At 75.1% G+C, this 20,540-nt stretch carries 18 protein-coding genes; 14 read left to right on the forward strand and 4 right to left on the reverse strand.

Annotation, left to right across the window (positions count from 1 at the left end; genetic code table 11):
- Positions 1-22: 22 nt before the first annotated feature.
- The 3 genes from H030_RS0111605 to H030_RS0111615 all read left to right on the forward strand — a co-directional run bounded on the left by H030_RS0111605 (position 23) and on the right by H030_RS0111615 (position 2,410).
- Complete coding sequence (locus tag H030_RS0111605; RefSeq protein ID WP_051222370.1) at positions 23-811, forward strand: SigB/SigF/SigG family RNA polymerase sigma factor; 789 nt, start codon at positions 23-25, stop codon at positions 809-811.
- A 95-nt stretch (positions 812-906) separates the two neighbouring features.
- Complete coding sequence (locus H030_RS31370) at positions 907-1,905, forward strand: manganese catalase family protein (RefSeq protein WP_081690706.1); 999 nt, start codon at positions 907-909, stop codon at positions 1,903-1,905.
- Positions 1,906-1,909: 4 nt separating this feature from the next.
- Complete coding sequence (locus tag H030_RS0111615) at positions 1,910-2,410, forward strand: hypothetical protein (protein WP_027006236.1); 501 nt, start codon at positions 1,910-1,912, stop codon at positions 2,408-2,410.
- Positions 2,411-2,474: 64 nt separating this feature from the next.
- Here H030_RS0111615 and H030_RS0111620 read toward each other — a convergent pair whose 3' ends face one another.
- Entirely contained in the window at positions 2,475-3,575 is a 1,101-nt protein-coding gene (locus H030_RS0111620; RefSeq protein WP_027006237.1) for an alkene reductase, read from the reverse strand.
- 176 nt (positions 3,576-3,751) lie between these two features.
- Between H030_RS0111620 and H030_RS31375 the strand changes: the two genes are divergently transcribed.
- The 4 genes from H030_RS31375 to H030_RS31390 all read left to right on the forward strand — a co-directional run bounded on the left by H030_RS31375 (position 3,752) and on the right by H030_RS31390 (position 7,597).
- The gene (locus H030_RS31375) at positions 3,752-4,234 is read left to right on the forward strand and encodes a MarR family winged helix-turn-helix transcriptional regulator (RefSeq protein ID WP_081690707.1); all 483 of its coding nucleotides are present in this window, start codon (positions 3,752-3,754) and stop codon (positions 4,232-4,234) included.
- On the forward strand, positions 4,231-5,730 hold the full coding sequence (locus tag H030_RS31380) for an MFS transporter (protein WP_051222372.1): 1,500 nt from the start codon (positions 4,231-4,233) through the stop codon (positions 5,728-5,730). The genes H030_RS31375 and H030_RS31380 overlap by 4 nt, the downstream gene beginning before the upstream one ends.
- A 98-nt stretch (positions 5,731-5,828) precedes the next feature.
- The gene (locus tag H030_RS31385; protein WP_035126127.1) at positions 5,829-6,836 is read left to right on the forward strand and encodes a daunorubicin resistance protein DrrA family ABC transporter ATP-binding protein; all 1,008 of its coding nucleotides are present in this window, start codon (positions 5,829-5,831) and stop codon (positions 6,834-6,836) included.
- The gene (locus H030_RS31390) at positions 6,833-7,597 is read left to right on the forward strand and encodes an ABC transporter permease (RefSeq protein ID WP_035126129.1); all 765 of its coding nucleotides are present in this window, start codon (positions 6,833-6,835) and stop codon (positions 7,595-7,597) included. Before H030_RS31385 ends, H030_RS31390 begins: the two co-directional genes overlap by 4 nt.
- Before the next feature lie 87 nt (positions 7,598-7,684).
- Here the strand turns inward: H030_RS31390 and H030_RS31395 are convergent, their stop codons facing one another.
- Entirely contained in the window at positions 7,685-10,804 is a 3,120-nt protein-coding gene (locus H030_RS31395; protein ID WP_051222373.1) for a BTAD domain-containing putative transcriptional regulator, read from the reverse strand.
- Positions 10,805-10,873: 69 nt separating this feature from the next.
- On the opposite strand from H030_RS31395, the gene H030_RS39045 reads away from it, so the two are divergent.
- From H030_RS39045 to H030_RS0111680, 6 genes are all read left to right on the forward strand, one after another.
- On the forward strand, positions 10,874-12,022 hold the full coding sequence (locus H030_RS39045) for an acyl-CoA dehydrogenase family protein (protein ID WP_155891984.1): 1,149 nt from the start codon (positions 10,874-10,876) through the stop codon (positions 12,020-12,022).
- Positions 12,023-12,263: 241 nt separating this feature from the next.
- Positions 12,264-12,662 carry a hypothetical protein gene (locus H030_RS0111660; RefSeq protein WP_027006239.1) on the forward strand — a complete coding sequence of 133 codons (399 nt, stop codon included), beginning with the start codon at positions 12,264-12,266 and terminating at the stop codon, positions 12,660-12,662.
- 109 nt (positions 12,663-12,771) lie between these two features.
- A complete protein-coding gene (locus H030_RS0111665; protein ID WP_027006240.1) occupies positions 12,772-13,188 on the forward strand; it encodes an SHOCT domain-containing protein in 417 nt (138 codons plus the stop codon).
- A gap of 3 nt (positions 13,189-13,191) precedes the next feature.
- On the forward strand, positions 13,192-13,671 hold the full coding sequence (locus H030_RS36935; RefSeq protein WP_051222374.1) for a universal stress protein: 480 nt from the start codon (positions 13,192-13,194) through the stop codon (positions 13,669-13,671).
- Positions 13,655-15,322, forward strand: a complete 1,668-nt coding sequence (locus H030_RS0111675) for an MFS transporter (RefSeq protein WP_231398409.1) — start codon at positions 13,655-13,657, stop codon at positions 15,320-15,322. Before H030_RS36935 ends, H030_RS0111675 begins: the two co-directional genes overlap by 17 nt.
- Positions 15,323-15,396: 74 nt before the next feature.
- Complete coding sequence (locus H030_RS0111680) at positions 15,397-17,265, forward strand: sensor histidine kinase (protein ID WP_027006242.1); 1,869 nt, start codon at positions 15,397-15,399, stop codon at positions 17,263-17,265.
- On the opposite strand, the gene H030_RS31405 is transcribed toward H030_RS0111680, so the two are convergent.
- Positions 17,179-17,586 (reverse strand): response regulator transcription factor, encoded by a 408-nt coding sequence (locus H030_RS31405; RefSeq protein WP_051222375.1) that lies wholly within the window; start codon positions 17,584-17,586, stop codon positions 17,179-17,181. The two genes, H030_RS0111680 and H030_RS31405, sit on opposite strands and share 87 nt — an antisense overlap.
- Before the next feature lie 121 nt (positions 17,587-17,707).
- Between H030_RS31405 and H030_RS0111690 the strand changes: the two genes are divergently transcribed.
- The gene (locus H030_RS0111690) at positions 17,708-18,427 is read left to right on the forward strand and encodes a response regulator transcription factor (RefSeq protein ID WP_231398410.1); all 720 of its coding nucleotides are present in this window, start codon (positions 17,708-17,710) and stop codon (positions 18,425-18,427) included.
- Here the strand turns inward: H030_RS0111690 and H030_RS0111695 are convergent.
- A complete protein-coding gene (locus tag H030_RS0111695; RefSeq protein WP_027006244.1) occupies positions 18,424-20,475 on the reverse strand; it encodes a LuxR C-terminal-related transcriptional regulator in 2,052 nt (683 codons plus the stop codon). The genes H030_RS0111690 and H030_RS0111695 overlap by 4 nt on opposite strands.
- Between the last annotated feature and the right edge of the window lie 65 nt (positions 20,476-20,540).

The following is a 20,540-nucleotide window of genomic DNA, read 5'->3' on the forward strand; positions in this document are numbered from 1 at the left end:
TTGTCCTAGTTAGGAACCTCGCATGCCCACGATGCTCCCCACCCCGCCGCGCCGCACCCCCGTCCGCGGCGACCGCGACGACCGGCTCCTGGCCGCCTACGCCCAGACCCGCGACCCCCGGCTGCGAGAGCAGCTCGCCGAGCGCTACCTGCCGCTGGCCCGCTACGTGGCCGGCCAGTTCTCGCACTCGCGCGAGCCGTTCGACGACCTGCTGCAGGTCGCGAGCCTCGGGCTGCTCAAGGCGATCGATCGCTACGACCCTGCGCGCGGGGCGGCGTTCAGCTCCTACGCCATGCCGACGATCACGGGCGAGGTGCGCCGCCACTTCCGCGACCACACCTGGGCCGTGCGGCCACCGCGCGACCTCCAGGAGCGCGCGCTGGCGGTCGAGAGGGGGTCCGAGGCGCTGATGCGCGAGCACGGGCGGGCGCCGACGGTGGACGAGATCGGCGAGCGCCTCGGCCTCGGGCCCGAGGCGGTGCTGGAGGCCCGCGAGGCGGCGTGCGCGCGCGGCGGGGTCTCGCTGTCGTCGCCCGGCAGCGGCGGGGACGAGGACGACCACACGCTCGAGGCGCGGCTCGGGCGGCCCGACGACGGCCTGGCCGCCGCCGAGCAGCGCGCGACGCTCGGCGCGCTGACGCGGCAGCTGTCGGTCCGCGACCGCGAGATCGTGCGGCTGCGCTTCGAGGAGGACCTGACGCAGCTGGAGATCGGGCAGCGCATCGGGCTCAGCCAGATGCACGTCTCGCGGATCCTGCGCGACGCGCTGGATACGTTGCGCGCCGCTGCGCTTGTCAAGACAACGTCCTGACAAGAGCAGGGTCTGGGGATCGGTGTTTGCGCGCTGCCCTCATTCAGGGACCCCACACGGACGAGCAGCACCCACCCCACCGGAAGGACCCTGTTTTGATCTCCCGCATCGACCGCCTCGGCGTCGAGCTCCCGCCCCCGTCCGAGCCCGATCCGGCCGGCGCCGCCGCCGTCCAGGAGCTGATGGGCGGGCGCTTCGGCGAGATGTCGACGTTCATGAACTACACGTTCCAGTCGTTCAACTTCCGCGGCCGTCAGAAGCTGCGGCCGTTCTACGACCTGATCGCGAACATCGCCGCGGAGGAGTTCGGCCACATCGAGGTCGTCGCCGCCGCGATCAACACCATGTTGACCGACCCGGCGCAGGTCGGCGCCAGGGCGCCGGACGCGACGCTGGCCAAGTACAAGGGGATCGGCAACCCCCATCACTTCCTTGCCGGCGGCAAGGGCGCGCTGCCCCAGGACTCCCGCGGCCTGCCGTGGACGGGCGAGTACGTCTTCTCCTCCGGCGACCTCGTCGAGGACCTGACCCACAACTACTTCCTGGAGACCGGCGCCCGCAACGGCAAGTTGAAGGTCTACCAGATGGTCGACCATCCGGCCGCGCGTGCGCTGACCGGCTACCTGCTCGTCCGCGGCGGCGTGCACCAGGTCGCCTACGCCCGCGCGCTGGAGAAGATCACCGGCGTCGACATGATGAAGGCCTTCCCGGCCCCGCGGATCGAGACGGCCAAGATCCCCGAGTGCCAGCCGCACATCAAGAAGGACCTGCACCGGATCCTGTACCGCTTCTCGCAGGACGACTACAACGAGATCGGGGCGGTCTTCAACGGCCCGCATCCGGAGACCGGCGAGGACCTGATCGTCCAGGACGGCCCGCCGGAGGGCGCGCTGCCGCACGACCTGCCGCCGCAGGAGGACGTCTTCGCGCCCGACTACGCGGTCGAGGACATCGCCGAGATCGCGCAGCGGCTGCGCAAGGCCGCGGGCCTGCCCGACAAGCCGACCGGGGCCGTGGCCGAGGACCCGGACGGCGACGGCCTGGCCGACAAGGTCAAGGACGTCGTGTCGGACGCCAGGGACGCGGTGTCCTGAGCCGATGGCGACGCTGACCAAGCTGGAGAGCAAGATCGCCGAGGTGCTCGGGCTGGCCCAGGCGAGCCGGGTCGCCGCCGAGACGGTGAGCGACCTGCTCGAGGACGACACGCACGCCGAGCTGATCGAGCAGCTCGGCGTGCAGGCGCGCGAGGCGCAGGAGACCGCGAAGCGCTGCACGGCCGTGGCGGGGACGTTCGACCGCAAGAGGACGGCGATCCTCGCCGCGGCCAGGGAGACGCGCGACGAGGCGGTCGAGATGATGGAGACCTACCTCGAAGGCGAGGACGACCCGCTCGACGGCTTCGAGTTCCTGATCATGGCGGAAGCCGGAGAGGTCGGGCACTGGCTGATCGTCGCCAAGCTCAACCAGCGCGCGGGCGACGCCGAGGTCCAGGCGCTGACCGACTGGGCGCTGCCGGTCCAGGAGGGCCACTTCAAGACCGTCACCGACGGCGCGCTCGTCCTGGCCGGCGCCGCCGACCCGGGCGCCGAGGAGCACTAGCGTCGCCGGTCCCGAGCCGCCGAACGCCCGAGGGCGGTCGGCGGCTCGGCGATGGTCGCCAGGCTCAGGCGGCCTTGGCGTCCTGCGCCTCGTCCAGCGTCGGGTAGTCGGTGTAGCCCTTGGCGCCGCCGGAGTAGAACGTGTCCTCGTCGGGCTCGTTGAGCTCGGCGCCCGCGCGCAGGCGCGCCGGGAGGTCCGGGTTGGCCAGGAAGCGGCGGCCGAAGGCGACGAGGTCGACCTTGCCGTCGGCGACGAGCGCGTCGGCGCCCGCGACGTCGTACTCCTCGCTGAAGCCGCCGTTGGCGATCAGCGTCCCGGGCCACAGCTCGCGCGCCTGCTCCAGCGTCGAGTAGCCGGCGTAGGGCTCGGTCTCCATGACGTGGGCGTAGGCGAGGCCGAGCGGGGCGAGCGCGCGCAGCAGCGCGTCGTAGGTCGCGCGCGGGTCGGTCTCCTTGATCCCGTTGAACTCGTGGCCGGGGGAGAGGCGGATACCGACGCGCTCGGCGCCGATCGCCGCGGCGGTGGCCTCGGCGACCTCGACGACGAAGCGGATCCGGCCCGCGACGTCGGTCCCGTAGCCGTCGGTGCGCTCGTTGGTGTTCTCGCTCAGGAACTGGTGCAGCAGGTAGCCGTTGGCGGCGTGCAGCTCGACGCCGTCGGCGCCGGCGGCGACCGCGCGGCGTGCGGCGTCCACGTACTGGTCGCGGACGGCGGCGAGCTCGTCGGTCTCCAGCGCGCGCGGCGTCACGTAGTCCTCCATGCCGTCGGGCGTGAAGACCTGGCCGTCGTGCTTGATCGCCGACGGGGCGACCGGCTGCTCGCCGTCGGTGTAGACCGGGTGCGCGACGCGGCCGCAGTGCATGAGCTGGATGAAGAGCCTGGCGTCGCCGGCGGCGTGGACGGCGTCGGCGACCTGCGCCCAGCCGGCCTGCTGCTCGTCGTTGTGGAGGCCCGCGATGTCGAGGTAGCCCTGGCCGACGGCGGCCGGATGCGTGCCCTCGGTGATCAGGATCGCGGCGTCGGCGCGCTGGGCGTAGTAGGTGGCGTTGAGGTCGCCGGGGACGGTGTCCTTGGCGCGGTTGCGCGTCAGCGGCGCCATCGCGATGCGATGGGCGGTGCGCAGGGTGCCGCGCTCGTAGGGCTGGAAGAGGTTGTCGTACGGCATGGAGGAGTGGTGGGTCCTGGGTTCGGGGTCAGCGTCAGAAGTTGCGTGTGCAACGGTAGGACCGGCGTACCCGACCGGGCGGATCCGGAACGGACCGGGCGCGCCGCCGCGCGTCAGCGCGCCGACGCACTCGGGCGCGACCCGAGAAATATCGCGATGGAATATAGTTTTGCGATGTGACTCCCACTCGAGCCGTGAAGGACCCCGCGACCGTCGCCCGTGCGGAGGCGGTCGAGCAGGTCGCCGGGCAGCTGCTGCCGCGGGCCTCGCTGGTCACGCGGCTGCTGGTGCGGCGGGGCAGCCTCGAGGTGACCCGCGCTGAGGCGGGGTTGTTGAGTGGGTTGCTCGACGGGCCGCAGCGGATCACGGAGATCGCCGCGACGCAGGCGCTGGCGCAGCCGACGGTCACGCAGCTCGTCGCGCGGCTGGAGGAGCGCGGCCTGGTCGCGCGCAACAGGCATCCGGACGACGGGCGCGTCGTGCTGGTCACGATCACCGACGCCGGCCGCGCGCTCGTCGAGGCGTTCCGCGAGGAGTACCGCACGTTCCTGCGCGACCACCTCGCCCAGCGCGACGACGACGAGGTCCGCGCGCTGGCCGCCGCCACCGAGCTGCTGCAGGAGATCGTGGAGTCCCTCCAGGCGGAGCTGCGCGCGTGAGCGCCGCCGTCGCGGCCCCGCCGCGCCCCACCCGCCGCGAGGCCGCGCTGACGCCCGTCCTGTTCCTGGTGACCCTGGTCGTCGCGGTGATCTCGTCGCTCGGCGCGCCGCTGGTCCCGCTGATCGCGACCGACCTGAAGGTGTCGCTCAGCGAAGCCCAGTGGTCGCTGACCGCCGCGCTGCTGGCGGGCGCGGTCAGCGCGCCGATCATGGGCCGCCTCGGCGACGGCCCGCACCGCCGGACGGCGATCGCCGGCGGCCTGGCGGTCGTGATGGCCGGCGGCCTGATCGCCGCGCTGGTCAACTCCTTGGGGTTGCTCGTCGTCGGCCGCGCGATGCAAGGTGTAGGACTCGGCCTCGTCCCGCTGGCGATGGCCGCCGCGCGCGACGGCCTGCCCAGGCCGAAGGTCGCGCCCGCGATCGCGCTGCTGTCGGTCGCGGCGGCCGCGGGCGTCGGCGTCGGCTACCCGGTCTCGGGCCTGATCGCCGAGCACCTCGGCCTGCACGCCGCCTACTGGTTCGGCGCGGGCTTCGCCGCGGTCGCGCTGGTCGCGGTGATGGCGGTCGTGCCGCGCAGCACGCAGGCCGGCGGCGGACGGCTCGACGTCGCCGGCTCGGTGCTGCTGTCGGTGGCGATCATCGCGCTGCTGCTGGCGATCGGCCAGGGCGCCGCGTGGGGCTGGGGCTCGGCCCGGATCGTCCTGCTGTTCGCGGCCGCCGTCGTCCTGCTCGCGCTGTGGGTGCCGCAGCAGCTGCGCGCCGACGTGCCGCTGATCGAGCTGCGCCTGCTGCGCCATCGCGCGGTCCTGACCGCCGACGCGTCCGCGTTCGTCCTCGGCGCCGCGATGTACATGAACCTGTCGGCGGTGACCGCGCTGGTCCAGGTCCCGAGCGGCACCGGCTACGGCTTCGGCGCGTCGGTCCTGACCGCGGGCCTGTGCCTGGTGCCGTTCTCGGTCACCAGCCTGCTCGCCAGCCGCCTGCTGCCGGCCGCGACCCGCGCGCTGGGGGAGACCGGCGTGCTGCCGATCGGCTGCCTGGTCGTCGCGCTGGCGGCCGGGCTGTTCGCGCTGTTCCACACCATGTTGTGGGAGGCGTTCGGGATGATGGCCCTGCTCGGCATCGGGATGGGCTTCACGTTCGCGGCGATCCCGGGCCTGATCGTCCGCGCCGTCCCGAGCGAGGAGACCGGCAGCGCGATGGGCTTCTACCAGGTGGTCCGCTACATCGGCTTCTCGATCGGCTCGGCGCTGGCCGCGTCGGTCCTCGCCTCCCACACGCCGCACGGCGCGCACCTGCCGGGCGAGAGCGGGTTCGCGGCGGCGCTGTGGATCGCGGCGGGCCTCTGCGTCGCCGCGGCGCTGGTCGCCTGGCTGCTGCCGGGCCGGCGCAGCGGCACGACGACGCGCCCGCCGTCGCGCGCCGTCGAGGAGCTGGAGGTCGAGGAGGGCGAGCTGGGCACCGCCGGCGTCGTCGGCCTGCACGACGCCGGCTAGGCGATCGCGCCCCGCCCGCGCGCCCGCGTGTGAGGCGGTGTGAGCCCGTGTGAGCGGCGTGTTCGCCCGCTGTGAGCGGCGGCGCCGATGCTGGGGCCATGAACGTCCAGCCCAACGACACGGCCGCCGCGCTCGCCATCGAGGCCCGCGGCCTCGCCAAGCGCTTCGGTGACACCCAGGCGCTCGACGGCGTCGACCTCGACGTCGCCCCGGGGACGATCCTCGGCGTCCTCGGCCCCAACGGCGCCGGCAAGACCACCGCGGTGCGCGTCCTCGCGACGCTGCTCAAGCCCGACGCCGGCACCGCCCGGATCGGCGGTTACGACGTCGTCGCCGATGCGCCCCGCGTGCGCCAGCTGATCGGCCTGACCGGCCAGTACGCCTCGGTCGACGAGACGCTCAGCGGCACCCAGAACCTCGTGATGATCGGGCGCCTGCTCGACCTCAGCGGCCGCGCCGCCCGCGCGCGGGCCAAGGAGCTGCTGGCCTGGTTCGACCTCACCGAGGCCGCCGACCGCCCCGCCCGGACCTACTCCGGCGGCATGCGCCGCCGCCTCGACCTCGCGGCCTCGCTCGTCGGCCGCCCGGCCGTCGTCTTCCTCGACGAGCCGACCACCGGCCTGGACCCGTCCAAGCGCGACGACATGTGGAACGTCGTGCGCGCGATCGTCGTCGACGGCGCCACGGTCCTGCTCACCACGCAGTACCTCGAGGAGGCCGACGCGCTCGCCGACCGCATCACGGTCATCGACCGCGGCCGCGTGATCGCCGACGACACCCCGGACGCGCTCAAGCGCGTCGTCGGCGGCCAGACGCTGAGCGTCCGGCCCGCCGACCCCGCGCGCCTGCCCGACGCCGAGGCGATCCTGCGCGACGTGACCGGCGGCGCGGCGGTCGGCTCGCCCGGCGCCGGGGTCCTGCAGGTCGCGGTCTCCGGCGACGAGGCGATGGCCGCGGTCGTCGGCCGCCTGGCCGATGCGCAGCTGACCGTCACCGAGCTGTCGCTGCACCTGCCCAGCCTCGACGAGGTCTTCTTCTCCCTCACCGGCCGCCAGGACGCGAAGTTCCCGATCGATCAGCGACCGCGACTGGAGGCGGTCGCATGACCACCGCGCTCGGACGCCACAGCCTCGTGCTCGCCCAGCGCAGCCTCGTCAAGACCATGCGCACGCCGGAGGCGCTGATCGACGTGACGCTGCAGCCGGTCATCTTCCTCGCCCTGTTCACCTACGTCTTCGGCGGCGCGATCGCCGGCGGCTCGCAGCACGAGTACCTCCAGTACCTGCTGCCCGGCATCCTCGGTCAGACGATCGCGCTCGGCGGCGTGGCGATCGGCGTCAACCTCAACGAGGACGTCGGCAAGGGCGTCTTCGACCGCTTCCGCGCGCTGCCGATCGGGCGCTCGGCGCCGCTGGTCGGCGCGGTGCTGGCCGACATCGTCCGCTACGTGGTGGTCTTCGTCGTCACGCTCGCGATGGGCTACGCGCTCGGCTTCCGCGCGCAGACGTCGGTCCTGGACGTCGGCCTCGCCGGCCTGCTCGCGGTCAGCTTCGCGCTGTGCCTGTGCTGGGCGTCGGTCTTCGTCGGGATGGTCGCCCGGACGTCGGGCGCGGTGCAGGGCATCATGATGTTGATCCTCCTGCCGCTGAGCTTCGGCAGCTCGACGTTCGTCAAGAGCGACACGATGCCCGGCTGGCTGCAGGCGATCAGCGACAACAACCCGCTGACGCACCTGGTCGGCGCCGAGCGCGCGCTGCTGCTGGGCGACCCGATGGGCTCGCACCTGTGGCAGACGTTCGCCTGGATGGCCGGGTTGTTGGTGGTCTTCGTGCCGCTGGCGTTGCGCGCCTACGGCCGCAAGGCGTAGCTCGCCGGGTCGAGCCGTGCGAGGGCCGCGTCGCGGTCCAGCGCCCGGCCGGCAGCGAACGCCGCCGCGAAGGTCGCGTCCCCCAGCTCACCGCGCAGCCGCGCGGTGAGCTGCGCGACGTGGGGGCTCGTGCGGTCGGCGGAGCCGCGCAGGCGCGCCGCCGAGCATCTCGGCGGCGCCGTTGGCGTCGCCGTCGTGGTGGGCGAGCGCCGCGACGCCGATCCCGACGAGCGCGACGACCGGCAGGTCCTCGGTGCCCACGGCCGCCGGCCAGGCGCCGGCCAGCAGCTCCCGCGCCACGTCGGCGCGGTCGTCGTCGAGCTCGATCAGCGCGGCGGTCCCGCGCACGAGCGCGTCGGCGTGGCCGCGCGGCCCGCGGCCTCGGCCGAGCCGGTCGACGGTCGCGACCGCGTGGGCCAGGACCTCGCGGGCCTCGTCGCGCTCGCCCAGCGACCAGAGCACGCGCGCCAGGCCGGCAGCGGTCATCGCCGACTCGTCGCCGCCGAGGTCGGTCGCGTCGCGTGCCAGCCGCGCGTGGTGCAGCGCGGCGGCCAGCTCGCCCTGGCGCTCGCGGACGTCGGCGAGGCGCATCTGCAGCATCGCCTGGTCGCCGTCGGCGCCGAGCTCGGCCATCAGCTCGCGCGCGTCCTCCAGCGCCTGCCCGGCGCCGTCGAGGTCCTCCTCCAGCAGGCAGAGCCCGCCGAGGCTGATCAGCGTCGCGTTGATCGCCCAGCGCTCGCCGGTCGCGCGGTACGCCGCGAGCGCCGCGGTCAGGTGCTCGCGAACGGCCGCCAGCTCGCCGCGGTTCTCGGCGTCCTGGGCCAGGACCAGCGGGACGCTCGCGCGGACCCACGGGTCGGGATGCGCGCGGGCGGCGGCGAACAGCGCGTCGGCGCGCTCGCGGTCGCCGGTCACCCAGGCCAGGGCCGGCATCGCCGCGGTGACGACGGGGCGGGCGGACAGGTCGAGCGCGTCGAGGCGGTCCAGCAGCTCGCGCACGGCGTCGCGGATCGCCTCCTCGCTCTCGCCGTCGTTGTCGGCCATCCCGAGCATCGCCTCGGCGAGCAGGCGGTCGAGCGGGTCGGCGTCGCCCGGGACCGCGGACGCGACGCGCAGCGCGGCCATCGCGTCGCTCTGGCTGCTGGCCAGCAGCCAGAACCAGCACGACGACACGGCCAGCCGCAGCGCCGCCGCGGCGTCGCCGGTCTCGGCCAGCCAGCGCAGCGCGCTGAGGACGTTCTCGCGCTCGGCCTGCAGGAGCCGGAACCACGTCAGCTGCTCGGCGCGCCGCAGGTGCGGCTCGGCCTCGTCGACCAGCGCGGCGAAGTGGCGCGCGTGCGCGGTCCGGACCGCGGCCAGCTCGCCGGCCTCGTCGAGGCGCTCGATCCCGTACTCGCGGATCGTCTCGAGCATCCGGTAGCGGCCCTGGTCGCGGTCGACGAGCGTCAGCAGGGAGCGGTCGACGAGCGCCGCGAGCAGCTCCGGGACGTCGTCGGCGGCGACGTGCGCGCCGGTGCCGACCGCGGCGGCGCTGTCCGCGGTGACGCCCGCGGGGAAGACGGCGAGGCGGCGGGCCAGCGCGCGCTCGGGCTCGCTGAGCAGGTCCCAGCTCCAGTCGACGACGGCGCGCAGCGTGCGCTGGCGGGGGAGCGCGACGCGGCTCCCACCGGTCAGGAGGCGGAAGCGGTCGTCGAGACGCTCGGCGATCTGCGCGGCCGAGAGCGAGCGCAGGCGCGCGGCGGCCAGCTCGATCGCCAGCGGCAGGCCGTCGAGGCGGCGGCAGATCTCGACGACCGCGGCGACGGTGCTGTCGTCGACCGCGAAGTCCGGCGCCGCGGCCGCGGCGCGGTCGGCGAGCAGCCGGACCGCGGGGTGGGTCAGCGCCTCGTCGGCGGTCGCGCCCGCGGGCGGGAGGCCGAGCGGCGAGACCTGCGCGAGGTGCTCGCCGGCGATCCCGAGCGGCTCGCGGCTGGTCGCCAGGATCCGCAGCGCCGGGCAGCGGGCGAGCAGGAGGTCGGCGAGCACGGCCGCGGCGTCGAGCAGGTGCTCGCAGTTGTCGAGGATGATCAGCGTCTCGCGCTCGGCGAGGACATCGACCAGGTGCTCGGTCGGGTCGCCACCGCCGGCGGTCGTGGCCGCGCCGACCGGGGTGGACGCGGCGAGCAGCCGCGCCTCGCGCAGGCCGAGCGCGCCGAGGACGCTGGCGCCGACGTCGCCGGGGTCGGTCGTCGCGGCCAGCTCGACCATCCACGCGCCGTCGGCGGTGGCCGCGAGGCGGCGGCCCGCGACCTCGCCCGCCAGCCGCGTCTTGCCGGCGCCGCCGGGGCCGATCAGCGTGACGAGGCGGTGCTCGTCCAGGAGCCCGGCGAGGCGGCCGACGTCGGCCTCGCGGCCGACGAAGCTCGTCACGCCCGCGCGCAGGTTGGAGCGGCGCGCGGCTGTTGTAGGGGCTGACGTTGTTGATGTGGTCGACGGTGCCGCCGTGACGATCGCCAGCTGCACGGCCTGCAGCTCCGGTGACGGGACGGCGCCGAGCTCGGCGTCGAGCCGGACGCGCAGCGCCTCGTAGGCCGCCAGCGCGTCGGCGGGCCGCCCGGCCGCCGCGAGCGCGCGCAGCCGCTGGCCGGCCAGCCGCTCGTGCAGCGGGTGCGCCGCGGTCAGCGCGTCGAGCTCGGCGACCAGCTCGCCGCCCGCGCCGAGCGCGAGGTCGGCCTCGATCCGGTCGGCGGTCGCGGCGAGGCGCAGGTCGTCCAGGCGGCTGCCGGCGAGCGTGGCGAAGCGCTGCGTGGCGGCCAGCTCGCCGAGCGCCGGGCCGCGCCAGAGCGCGAGCGCGTCGCGCAGGGTCGCCGCCGCGCGTCGCGGGTCGCCGTCGCGCAGCGCCGCCGCCCCGGCGGCCGCGAGCGTCTCGAAGCGCAGCGCGTCGACCGCGTCGGGATCGACCTGCAGCCGGTAGCCCGCGGTCCCGGAGACCAGCTCGCCGCCCGGATCGAGGACGCGCCGCAGCCGCGAGACCAGCGCCTGCAGCGCATGGCCCGCATCGCGCGGGGGCTCGTCGTCCCAGACCGCGTCGATCAGCGTCGCGGGCGACAGGTCGCGCCCGGCATCCAGCGCCAGCCGCGCCAGCAACGCGCGCACGCGCGCGCCCGCGACCGGCACCGCGTCACCGCCACGGCGCAGCTCCAGCGTCCCGAGGATCGACACCTCCACCTCGCACAGGGTATGTGGCCGCGTGCCGCCGTGTGAGCGGCTGCGCCCGGCGGGTACGTGGCGTCGCACATGAGCACTCGTGAGCGTCTTGAGCCCGAGCAGTTGCGTGCGTCCGTGGAGGCGTTCGTCGACGACGTGGTGTTGCCGAACGTCGCGGCGTGGGATCGGGAGGATGAGCTGCCCGATGGCGTGTTGGGGCGGTTGGTCGAGCTGGGGATGACGGGCGCGCTCGTGCCGTCGGAGTACGGCGGTGGTGGGCTGGGCGTGGCGGACCTGTGGCCGGCGTGGCGGGTGCTGTCGCGCGGATGGATCTCGCTGACGGGCGCGATCAACCCCACCAACTTGGCGACGACGCTGCTCGTCCGCCACGGCACCGAGGCTCAGCGGGAACGATGGCTGCCCGGGATCGCGGCGGGGGCGGTGCTTGCGTCGTTCTCGATCACCGAGCCGCAGGCGGGCAGCGACCTGGGGCGCCTCGAGACGAGCGCGCGGAGGGCGGAGGACGGCCGCGGCGGGCTCGTGCTCGACGGCGACAAGCGCTGGGTCGCGGGCGGCGTCTCCAGCGACGTGGTCTTCCTGATGGCCTCGGTCGGCGGCGACGAGAAGCCGTCGTGCGTGATCCTGCCGGCCGACGGCCGCGACTCGCCGTCGTGGCGGCTCGAGGAGATCGACAAGCTCGGCTACCGCGGCGTCGAGTCCGCCGCCTACGCCTTCACCGACCACCACGCGCCGGGCGCCGAGGTGCTCGGCGACGAGGCGGGCGCGGGCGCGCGGCAGATGCTCGACGCGCTCGACATCGGCCGCGTCAACGTCGCCTGCCGGGCGCTGGGGATCGTCGACCGGGCGCTGGCCTGCGCGGTGGAGGAGTCGACCGGCCGCGCGATCGGCGACGGCGTGCTGGGCGACCACACGCACGCGCAGCTGCGCGTCGGTGAGCTGGTGGCGCGCCGCGCCGCGGTCGCCGCGCTGGTCGAGAGCGCGGCGCGCGCGGTCGACGCCGGCGCCGACACGGCGCGCGAGCTGTCGACCGCGGCCAAGGTCGTCGCCTCCGACACCGCGGTGTGGGCCGTCGACCGCGCCGCGCGGCTGGCCGCCAGCCGCTCCTTCGCCGCCGGCGACGAGCTCGCCCGGCTGCGCCGCGACGCCCCGCAGACCCAGATCGGCGAGGGCGCCAACGACGCGTTGTTGATGGCCTTGGCGAAGCCCGCGCTGGGCTGAGCCGGGCTAGACGCGGCCGCGGCGGTTGTAGCCCCAGCCGCCGCCGGTCAGCAGCAGGATGACGACGACGACCAGCAGGATGGTGAGCATCGGTGAGACGCCTTTCGGGGTGGTGGTGCGCAGCCGGGACCGGCCTCGCCTGCCGAACGGCGTACCCGGAAAGCGTGCAGTGCAGGCGAGAATCGCGCCGCGCGCCGGGCCGGCACACGGCGAGCGGGGTCGCGCCGGTACGGTTCGCGCCGTGATCGATCCCGTCTTCCGCCTCGTCGCCCCTCCGTCCGCGCTCGCGGGCGCGCCCGCCGGCTGGGTCCCGGAGCTGTTGGAGCAGGGCGAGCTGGCGCTCGCCCCGGACGACGGCGGGCTGGACGCGATCGACGCCGTCGCGCGCGCCCTCGGCCGCCCGGCCGTCGCCGTCCTGCGGCGCGAGGAGACGCACGCGGCGGGGGAGACGTCGGTGCGCGAGTTCGCGAGCGACCTCGCGCTCGTCTGGATCGCGCCCTCCTTCGGCGACGACGCACGCGCCTGGGCCCGCGACCGCGCGCCGATGACGCTGCTCGTCGAGCACGACGGCGCGCTGCCCGAGAGCGAGCTGCGCCGAATCGAGCGCTTCGTCGCGATCCTCGGCCGCCAGGCCGAGTAGCCCGCGCCGCACACGCGCGCCCCGCCGCGGCCGGGGCACAGGCGCGCACGCGCCAACAGGCATGTGCGCACCATTGCCCGCGCGCGCGCTCCCGGAGAGCCTCCGGCGCATGATCCTCGCAGCCGATTACCCGTTCTTGGACATCTTGTGGACCATGTTGGTGTTCTTCCTGTGGGTGATGTGGTTCTGGTGCCTCATCATCGTCCTGGGGGACGTCTTCAGCCGTCGTGACATCGGCGGGTGGAGCAAGGCCGGCTGGACGACGATGCTGATCTTCGTCCCGGTGCTGGGCATGTTGATCTACTTGATCGCCCACGGCTCCGACATGGCCGAGCGCCGCGTCCAGGGCGCGCAGCAGGCGCAGTCGGCGATGGACGAGCACATCCGCACGGTCGCCACCGGCGGCTCGCACTCCAGCAACGGCGGCCCCGCGGGCGAGATCGCGCGGGCGAAGTCGCTGTTGGACTCCGGCGCGATCACGGCGCCCGAGTTCGAGCAGCTCAAGGCCCGCGCGCTGGCGACCTGAGCGATGTCGCGTCCCGTCGTCGTCTCGTTCGACGGCTCGCCCCCGGCGGCGGCCGCGCTCACCGTCGCCGCCGGCGAGCTGCCCGGCCGCCACCTGCTGATCGTGTCGGTCTGGGAGCCGGGCTTCACGACTGCGATGCTGACCCCGACCGACGCGTCGGGCCTGTCGTTCACGGCCCCGGACCCGAACCAGGTCGTCGCGGTCGACCGCCTCCAGCGCGACCACGCGACCCAGATCGCCGAGGCCGGCGTCGCGCTCGCCGAGCGCCTCGGCGCGACCGCCGAGGCGGTCCCCGCCCGCGACGAGGCGAGCGTCTCCGAGACGCTCTGCTCGATCGCCGACCACCACGACGCGGCGCTGATCGTCGTCGGCTCGCGCGGCCTGGGCGCGGTCAAGGCACGCCTGCTCGGCTCGACCACGCGGCGCCTGCTGCACGACGCCCGCCGCCCGGTCCTCGTGGTGCGCGATGGCGACGGCGAGTAGCGCGACGCCCGCACCCGTCCCCGCGCCGTCGGCGGCTGCGAACGCGAAGGCCGACGCGGGGATGCTGCCGATCCTCGTCCTCGCCGCCGCGCAGTTCGTGATGGTGCTGGACAGCAGCGTCATGAACGTGTCGATCTCGCAGATCGTCGCGGACCTCAACACGACCGTCCAGGGCGTCCAGGCCGCGATCACGTTCTACACCTTGGTCATGGCCGCGCTGATGCTGCTGGGCGCCAAGCTCGGCGACGTCCTCGGCCGCACCCGTGCGTTCTCGATCGGCCTGGCGATCTACGGCCTCGGCTCGCTGACCACCGCGCTGAGCCCGAACCTGGCCGTCCTGCTGATCGGCTGGTCGACGATCGAGGGCATCGGCGCCGCGCTGGTGATCCCGGCGATCATGGCGCTGATCGTCGCGACGTACTCGGGCAGGCGCCGCGCGACCGCGTTCGGGATCGTCGGCGGCGCGGCCGGCGCGGCGATCGCCACCGGCCCGCTGATCGGCGGCTGGGTCACGACCGAGCTGAGCTGGCGCTACGTCTTCGTCGGCGAGGTCGTCGTGGTCATCGGCGTCCTGATCGCGCGCCGCCGCGTCCTGCCCGACATCAGGCCCGTCAACCCGCCCAAGCTCGACCTGGTCGGCGCCGCGCTGGCCGGCGGCGGCCTCGCCCTCGCGGTCTTCGGGATCCTCAAGAGCTCGACCTGGGGCTGGGTCGAGCCGCTGGCGGTCCCGGAGATCGGCGGCCACGCGATCACGCCGCTCGGGTTCAGCGTCGTCCCGTTCCTGATCCTGGCCGGCATCGGCCTGCTGATGGGCTTCGCCGCCTGGGAGGAGCGCCAGGAACGCCTCAGGCGCGACCCGCTCCTGGACCGTAGGCTGCTGCGCATCCCGCCGCTGAGGGCCGGCCTCGCCGCGCTCGCCGCCCAGCAGCTGACGCTGCTCGGGACGTTCTTCGTGCTGCCGGTCTACCTCCAGCTCGTCCTCGGCCTCAACGCGTTCGACACCGGCAAGCGCCTGTTCCCGATGTCGGTGACGATGTTCGTCGCCGCGCTCGCCGGCCCGCGGCTGGCCGCGGGCTTCGCGCCCAAGCGCGTCGCGCAGGCCGGCTTCGCCGCGCTGGCCGCCGCTGCGTTCCTGCTGCTCGACACGATCGCGCCGGAGCTCGACGGCACCAGCTTCACGATCGCGCTGGCGCTGTTCGGCCTCGGCGCGGGCCTGCTGATCTCCCAGCTGGGCAACATCATCATGTCGTCCTCGCCCGAGGACAAGACCAACGAGACCGGCGGCCTGCAGGGCACCGCCCAGAACCTCGGCGCCTCGCTGGGCACCGCGCTGATCGGCTCGATCCTGATCGCGGCGCTGACCGCCGGCTTCACCTCCCGCGTCGAGCAGAACCCGAAGGTCCCGAAGGCCGCCCAGCAGCAGCTCGCCGAGACCGCGCGCGAGGGGATCCCCGTCGTGGCGACCGCCGAGGTGCAGGACGCGGCCCGCAGGGCCGGCGCGAGCGCCCGGCAGGCCGAGGCGATCGCGAGCGACTACGCCGACGCCGAGCTCGACGCGCTGCGCCGCGCGCTGGGTGCCGTCGGCGCGTTGTCCCTGCTCTCGCTGTGGTTCACGCGGCGCCTGCCTGGTCGGACAAACGAAAAACGGTGAGTTGGCGATCGACCGCTCAGTCATGCACACTGGCACTGCACGCACCTTGACTGGCGGCGGTGCACACCCACCACATGGACGTCGCAGCACCCCACGCCACCCACCTCGCCGGACGCCCGGTCGCGGGCACGCTGCGCACTGCGGCCGCGGTCTCCTGCGCGCTCGTCCTCGTGGCGGTCGCGGCGACGCTCGGCGCCGGTGCCGCCACCGAGGACCAGGCGATCGCGGCGCTCCTGCGCGCCACGATGGTCGCCGCGCCGCTGGCCGCCGGCCTCTACGCGCGCCGCCTGGCGCCGTTCGAGCGCTTCTCGCGGCTGCTGCTCGCCGTCGGCGTCGTGTCGTTCCTCACGACGCTGTCCGAGAGCGACGACGCGGCGCTCTACAGCCTCGGGCGGGCCGCCGGCTGGACGCTCGAGCTGCTGCTCGTCGTGCTCGTCCTGGCGTTCCCCGACGGCCCGCTGCGCGGCCGCCCGGACCGCGTGCTGGCCGCTGCGATGGGCGCGGTCGTCGCGGTCTTCTACTTCCCGACGCTGATCCTCACCCAGCAGTTCCAGGTCCCCAGCCCGTACACGTCGTGCACCCACGACTGCCCCGACAACGTGTTCTTCCCGTTCGGGACCGACCACCCCGGAGTCGGCAGGGCGTTCCTCGGCGCGGGCGCGCTGCTGGTCTTCATCATCATGTTGTTCGTGCTCGTGCGCCTGCGCGCGCGGATCGGCCACGCCAGCGCGATCCAGCGCCAGGCGCTGCTGCCGGTCCTCGCGCTCGGCGTGGTGCGCCAGGCGCTCGTCGGCGTCCTGATCGTCGCCCGCCAGGCCGACAGCACGATGGGCTTCGTCCCGACCGGCGCGACGCTGATCGCCTGGGCGACGCCCGCGATCGCGATCGCGTTCCTGGTGGGGTTGGTCCGGATGCGGCTGGCCGCCGAGCGCTCGCTGCGCTCGCTGACGGCCGCCGTGCGCGGGACGCCGGACCTGCGCGCGCTGCGCCGGGCGGTCGCCGGCTCGTTCGACGACCCGACGCTGGTGCTGACCGTCGTGGGTCCGGACGGCCCGAGCTGCTGGCTCGACGTCCACGGCGCGCCCACGCCGACGCCGGTGCAGGGCGAGGGCCGCTGCCTGACGCTCGTCCGCGACGGCCACGGCGTCCTGGCCGGCGCGCTGGACGCCGACGTCGCGCTCGCCGACCGCCCGGAGCTGCTGGAGGCCGCCGCCGGCCTCGTGGCGATCGCGCTGACCAACGCGCGGCTGGAGGCCGAGGCCTTGGCCGCGGCCACCGAGGTGCGCGAGTCGCGCGCGCGGATCGCCGCGTCCGCCGACGAGGAGCGGCGCCGCATCGAGCGCGACCTCCACGACGGCGCCCAGCAGCGGCTGGTGGCGATGCGCATCGAGCTGAGCATCGTGGAGGACATGGTCCAGGACGACCCCGCCGGGGCGGCCGCGCGGATCCGCGAGCTGGAGGCCTCGGCCGAGGAGGCGCTGGAGGAGCTGCGCTCGCTGGCCCACGGCGTCCGGCCGCCGCTGCTGGCCGACCGCGGGCTGCACGAGGCGCTGCGCTCCGCGATCGCCCGCTCCGGCCTGCCGGCGACGCTGGCCGAGCAGAGCGTCCTGCGCTACCCGCCCGAGGTCGAGAGCGCTGTGTACTTCTGCGTGCTCGAGGCGCTGCAGAACGTCGCCAAGCACGCCCGCGGCGCCAGCCACGTCCGCCTCCGGATCGACGGCGACACGCGCGGCGAGCTGTGGTTCGACGTGCGCGACGACGGCGACGGCGCCGACGACGCCGCGCTGGTGGGCGGCGTCGGCATCACCAACATGCACGACCGTCTCGCCGCCGTTGGCGGCCACCTGCACGTGGTCTCACGTCGCGGGATCGGCACGTGCGTGTTCGGGCGCGTGCCGGCGACCGCCGTGAGCCAGCCACAGGCGGCGCAGCGTGCGCGGTGACAGGTCCTGCTTGCGGATGTGCGCCGCGGCGCCCGACTGCGTGACCGCGGCCGGAAGGTCGACCATCGCCTCCAAGGACACCAACACGATGACGGCGTTGCGATCCTGATCGTGCAGACGTCGTGCGGTCTCGATGCCGTCCATGCCCGGCATCCGCACGTCGACGAGGACGAGGTCGGGATGCAGCTCGGCGGCCAGCCGCAGCGCCTGCTCGCCCGTGGTGGCCTCCGCGACCTGCTGGAACTCGTCGGTGGCGGCGATCAGCTCTCGGACGGTGTGCCGGAACACCGCCTGATCGTCGACCGCCAGCACCGTCACCATCCGTCCAGCATCCCGCGGGCGCAGCCGCCCGGCAAGGGCATGGCCCACCGCCCGGTGGGTGTGCACGCACCCGCTCCGAAGACGGGTTGACGGTCTGCCCCCGGCACGACAGAGTTGCCGCATGCACGTGCACGGAGGCGTCGAGGACGGGATGGTCCGGACGGGCCCGCTGCGCGTCATCGTTGCCGACGACTCCTACCTCGTGCGCCAGGCGCTGGAGCACGTGCTCGCGGACGCCGAGGGCATCGAGGTCGTCGCGGCGTGTGGCGACCGCGACACGGTGCTGCTGGCGATCGCCGCCCACCACCCCGACGTCGTCGTCAGCGACATCCGGATGCCACCGACCGAGACCGACGAGGGCATCATGATCGCCGCCAGGCTGCGCGAGACCGACCCGGAGATCGGCGTCGTGATCCTCAGCCAGTTCACCGACCCGCACTACGGCCTGGCGCTGCTGGAGTCCGGCTCCGACGGCCGCGCCTACCTGCTCAAGGAGCGCATCCGCTACCGCGGGCAGCTGGTTGCGGCGATCGAGTCGGTCGCCGAGGGCGGCAGCGTCATCGACGCGAAGGTCGTCGAAGCGCTGGTGACGGCTCGTCATCGGTCAGAGCACTCGCCGCTGAACCAGCTGACCGCGCGCGAGCTGGAGATCCTGACGTTCGTCGCGCGCGGGCACAGCAACCAGGCGATCGCCGACGAGCTGGTCCTGACCAAGCGCGCGGTCGAGAAGCACATCAACGCGATCTTCCCGAAGCTCGGGCTGACCGACGCGGGCGACGTGGCGCGGCGGGTCAAGGCGGCGCTGATCTACCTCAGCGAGCAGCAGGTCGCGCCGAGCTAGAGCAGGCCGAGCTCGGTGGCGCGGGCGACGGCGGTCGAGCGGGAGCTGACGCCGAGCTTGCGGTAGATCGCGTGGACCTGCGACTTGATGGTGTTGGCCGAGACGTGCTGCAGCGCGCCGATCTCGCGGCAGGACAGGTGGCTCGGCAGGCGCCGCAGGACGCGCAGCTCGGCGGGGGTGAGCGAGAGGTCGCCGGGGGCGTCGAGCGCGTCCAGCACGGCGGCGCTCTGCTCGCACCAGGCGTGCAGGGCGGCGGCGTCGGGCAGGCGCGCGGCGAGGCGGCGCGCCTCGGCGATCCGGGCGCGCGCGGCGGACGGGTCGTGCAGGCGCACCAGCGCGCGGCCGAGGGCGAGCGCGACCTGCGCGCCGAGCCACGGCGGGACCGCGTCGCGCCCGGCCAGCAGCGCGGCGGCCGCCTCGGCGCCGGCGCGCGCGTCGTCGTAGCGCCCGGCCTGCGCGCGGGCCAGCGCCGTGACCGCGGCGACGAGCGCGAGCGCCGCGCGGTCGCCGAGCCCGTGGGCGGTGACGCGCGCGCTCGCGCGCTCGGCGCGGCGTAGGCCTTCATCTTGGTCGTCGTCGGGGCCGCACAGCGCGGCGAGCGCCAGCTCGGCCTCGCACAGCGCGGCGATCGCGGGCGCGGTGACGAACGCACGCCGGACCCCGTCCTCCAGCGGCGCCACCGCGCCCGCGGCGTCGTCGCCGAGCAGGCGGCCCGCGCCGGTCAGCAGCGCCGCCAGCGCGCGCGCTGGCTCGCCGTCGGCCGCGCCGGCCGCGGCGCGCTCGCCCGCGGCCTGCAGCGCGCCCGCGCCGGCGGTCCCGGACGTGAACGCGCGCAGCGCGTCCGCGCCCGCGCGCAGCGAGTCCACCAACTCGGCCGGCGCGCGCTGCAGCGTCACGTCCGCGGCGGCCAGCGCGCGGTCGGCGCGGCCCAGCGCGAGCCGCGGCGCGGCGTGCATCGCGACCGTCAGCGCAACGGTCGCGTGGCGCTCGGCGGCGCCGGGCGGCAGCGCGTCCAGCCAGCGCGCGAGGTCGGTCGCGCGGCCCTCCCACGCGTAGGCCGCGCCGCGCTGCCACAGCAACCCGCCCGCGCGCGCGACGTCGTGCACGGCGAGCGCGTGGCCGATCGCGGCCTCGACGTCGCCGCGCGCCTCGCACAGCCGCGAGGCGCGGCGGCGCAGCGCCGGCTCGGCGTCGGGCTCGCGGGCCCGGAGGTCGTCGCGCAGGACCGCCGCGGCCAGCGGGTGCAGGCACCAGCGCGGCGGCCCGGCGCGCTGCACGCGGGTCAGCGGCAGCCCGCGCGCCTGGGCCTCGGCCAGCAGCGCGGCGCCATCGCGGCCGCCGAGCAGCTCGTCGCAGCGGGTGGCGTCGAGGACGTCGAGCAGCGCGGCACGCCGAGCGAAGCGGGCGACGCGCGGTGGCAGCGGCGCGACGACCTCATCCAAGATGTAGTCGATGACATGTTGGTCGCCGGCGCCGAAGCGGCGGGCGGCGCTCGCCGGGTCCGGTGCCGCGGCGATCGCCTGCGCGGCCAGCGACAGGAGCGCGGGCCAGCCCTCGGCGACCGCCAACGGCGCCGCCAGCGCCGCGCCGCGGACCGGTGCGCCGGAGGCGGCCATCAGCGCGGCGGCCTCGCCGTGGGTCATGGCGAGGTCGGCGGGCCCGAGCTCCAGCACGTCGTGCTGCGCGCGCAGGCGGCCAAGGGGGACAGCCATGCGCGTGGCGATGACGAGCTGCGAACCCGGGCCCAGCCGGGCGGCCGGTCCCGCTGGATCCCCCAGGGCGGGGGCCGGCCAGCCGTCGAGGACGTGGACGCGGTCGCGCGCGCCGGTCACCGCGCCACCGGGGCGCAGCCACGCGAACGCGCGCGGGTCGCTGCGGGCCCACGCCGTCAAGATGGTGGTCTTGCCGTAGCCGGCGGGCGCGCGCAGCACGATCACCGGCTCGCGTGCCGCGAGCAGCCGTCGCGTCAGCCGCTCGCGCTCGACCTCACCGGCGCGGGGCGGCGCCGGTGCGGCGCGGAGCGGGAGGGCTGTCGCGGCGGCGGCCATGGGCGGCACCGAGCTTCACCCGGCACCGCCCGCCCGGCAAGGGCGCGTGCCCGCCTCCGTGCAGG

This window comes from Conexibacter woesei Iso977N (assembly GCF_000424625.1).
Classification (GTDB): Bacteria; Actinomycetota; Thermoleophilia; order Solirubrobacterales; family Solirubrobacteraceae; genus Baekduia; species Baekduia woesei_A.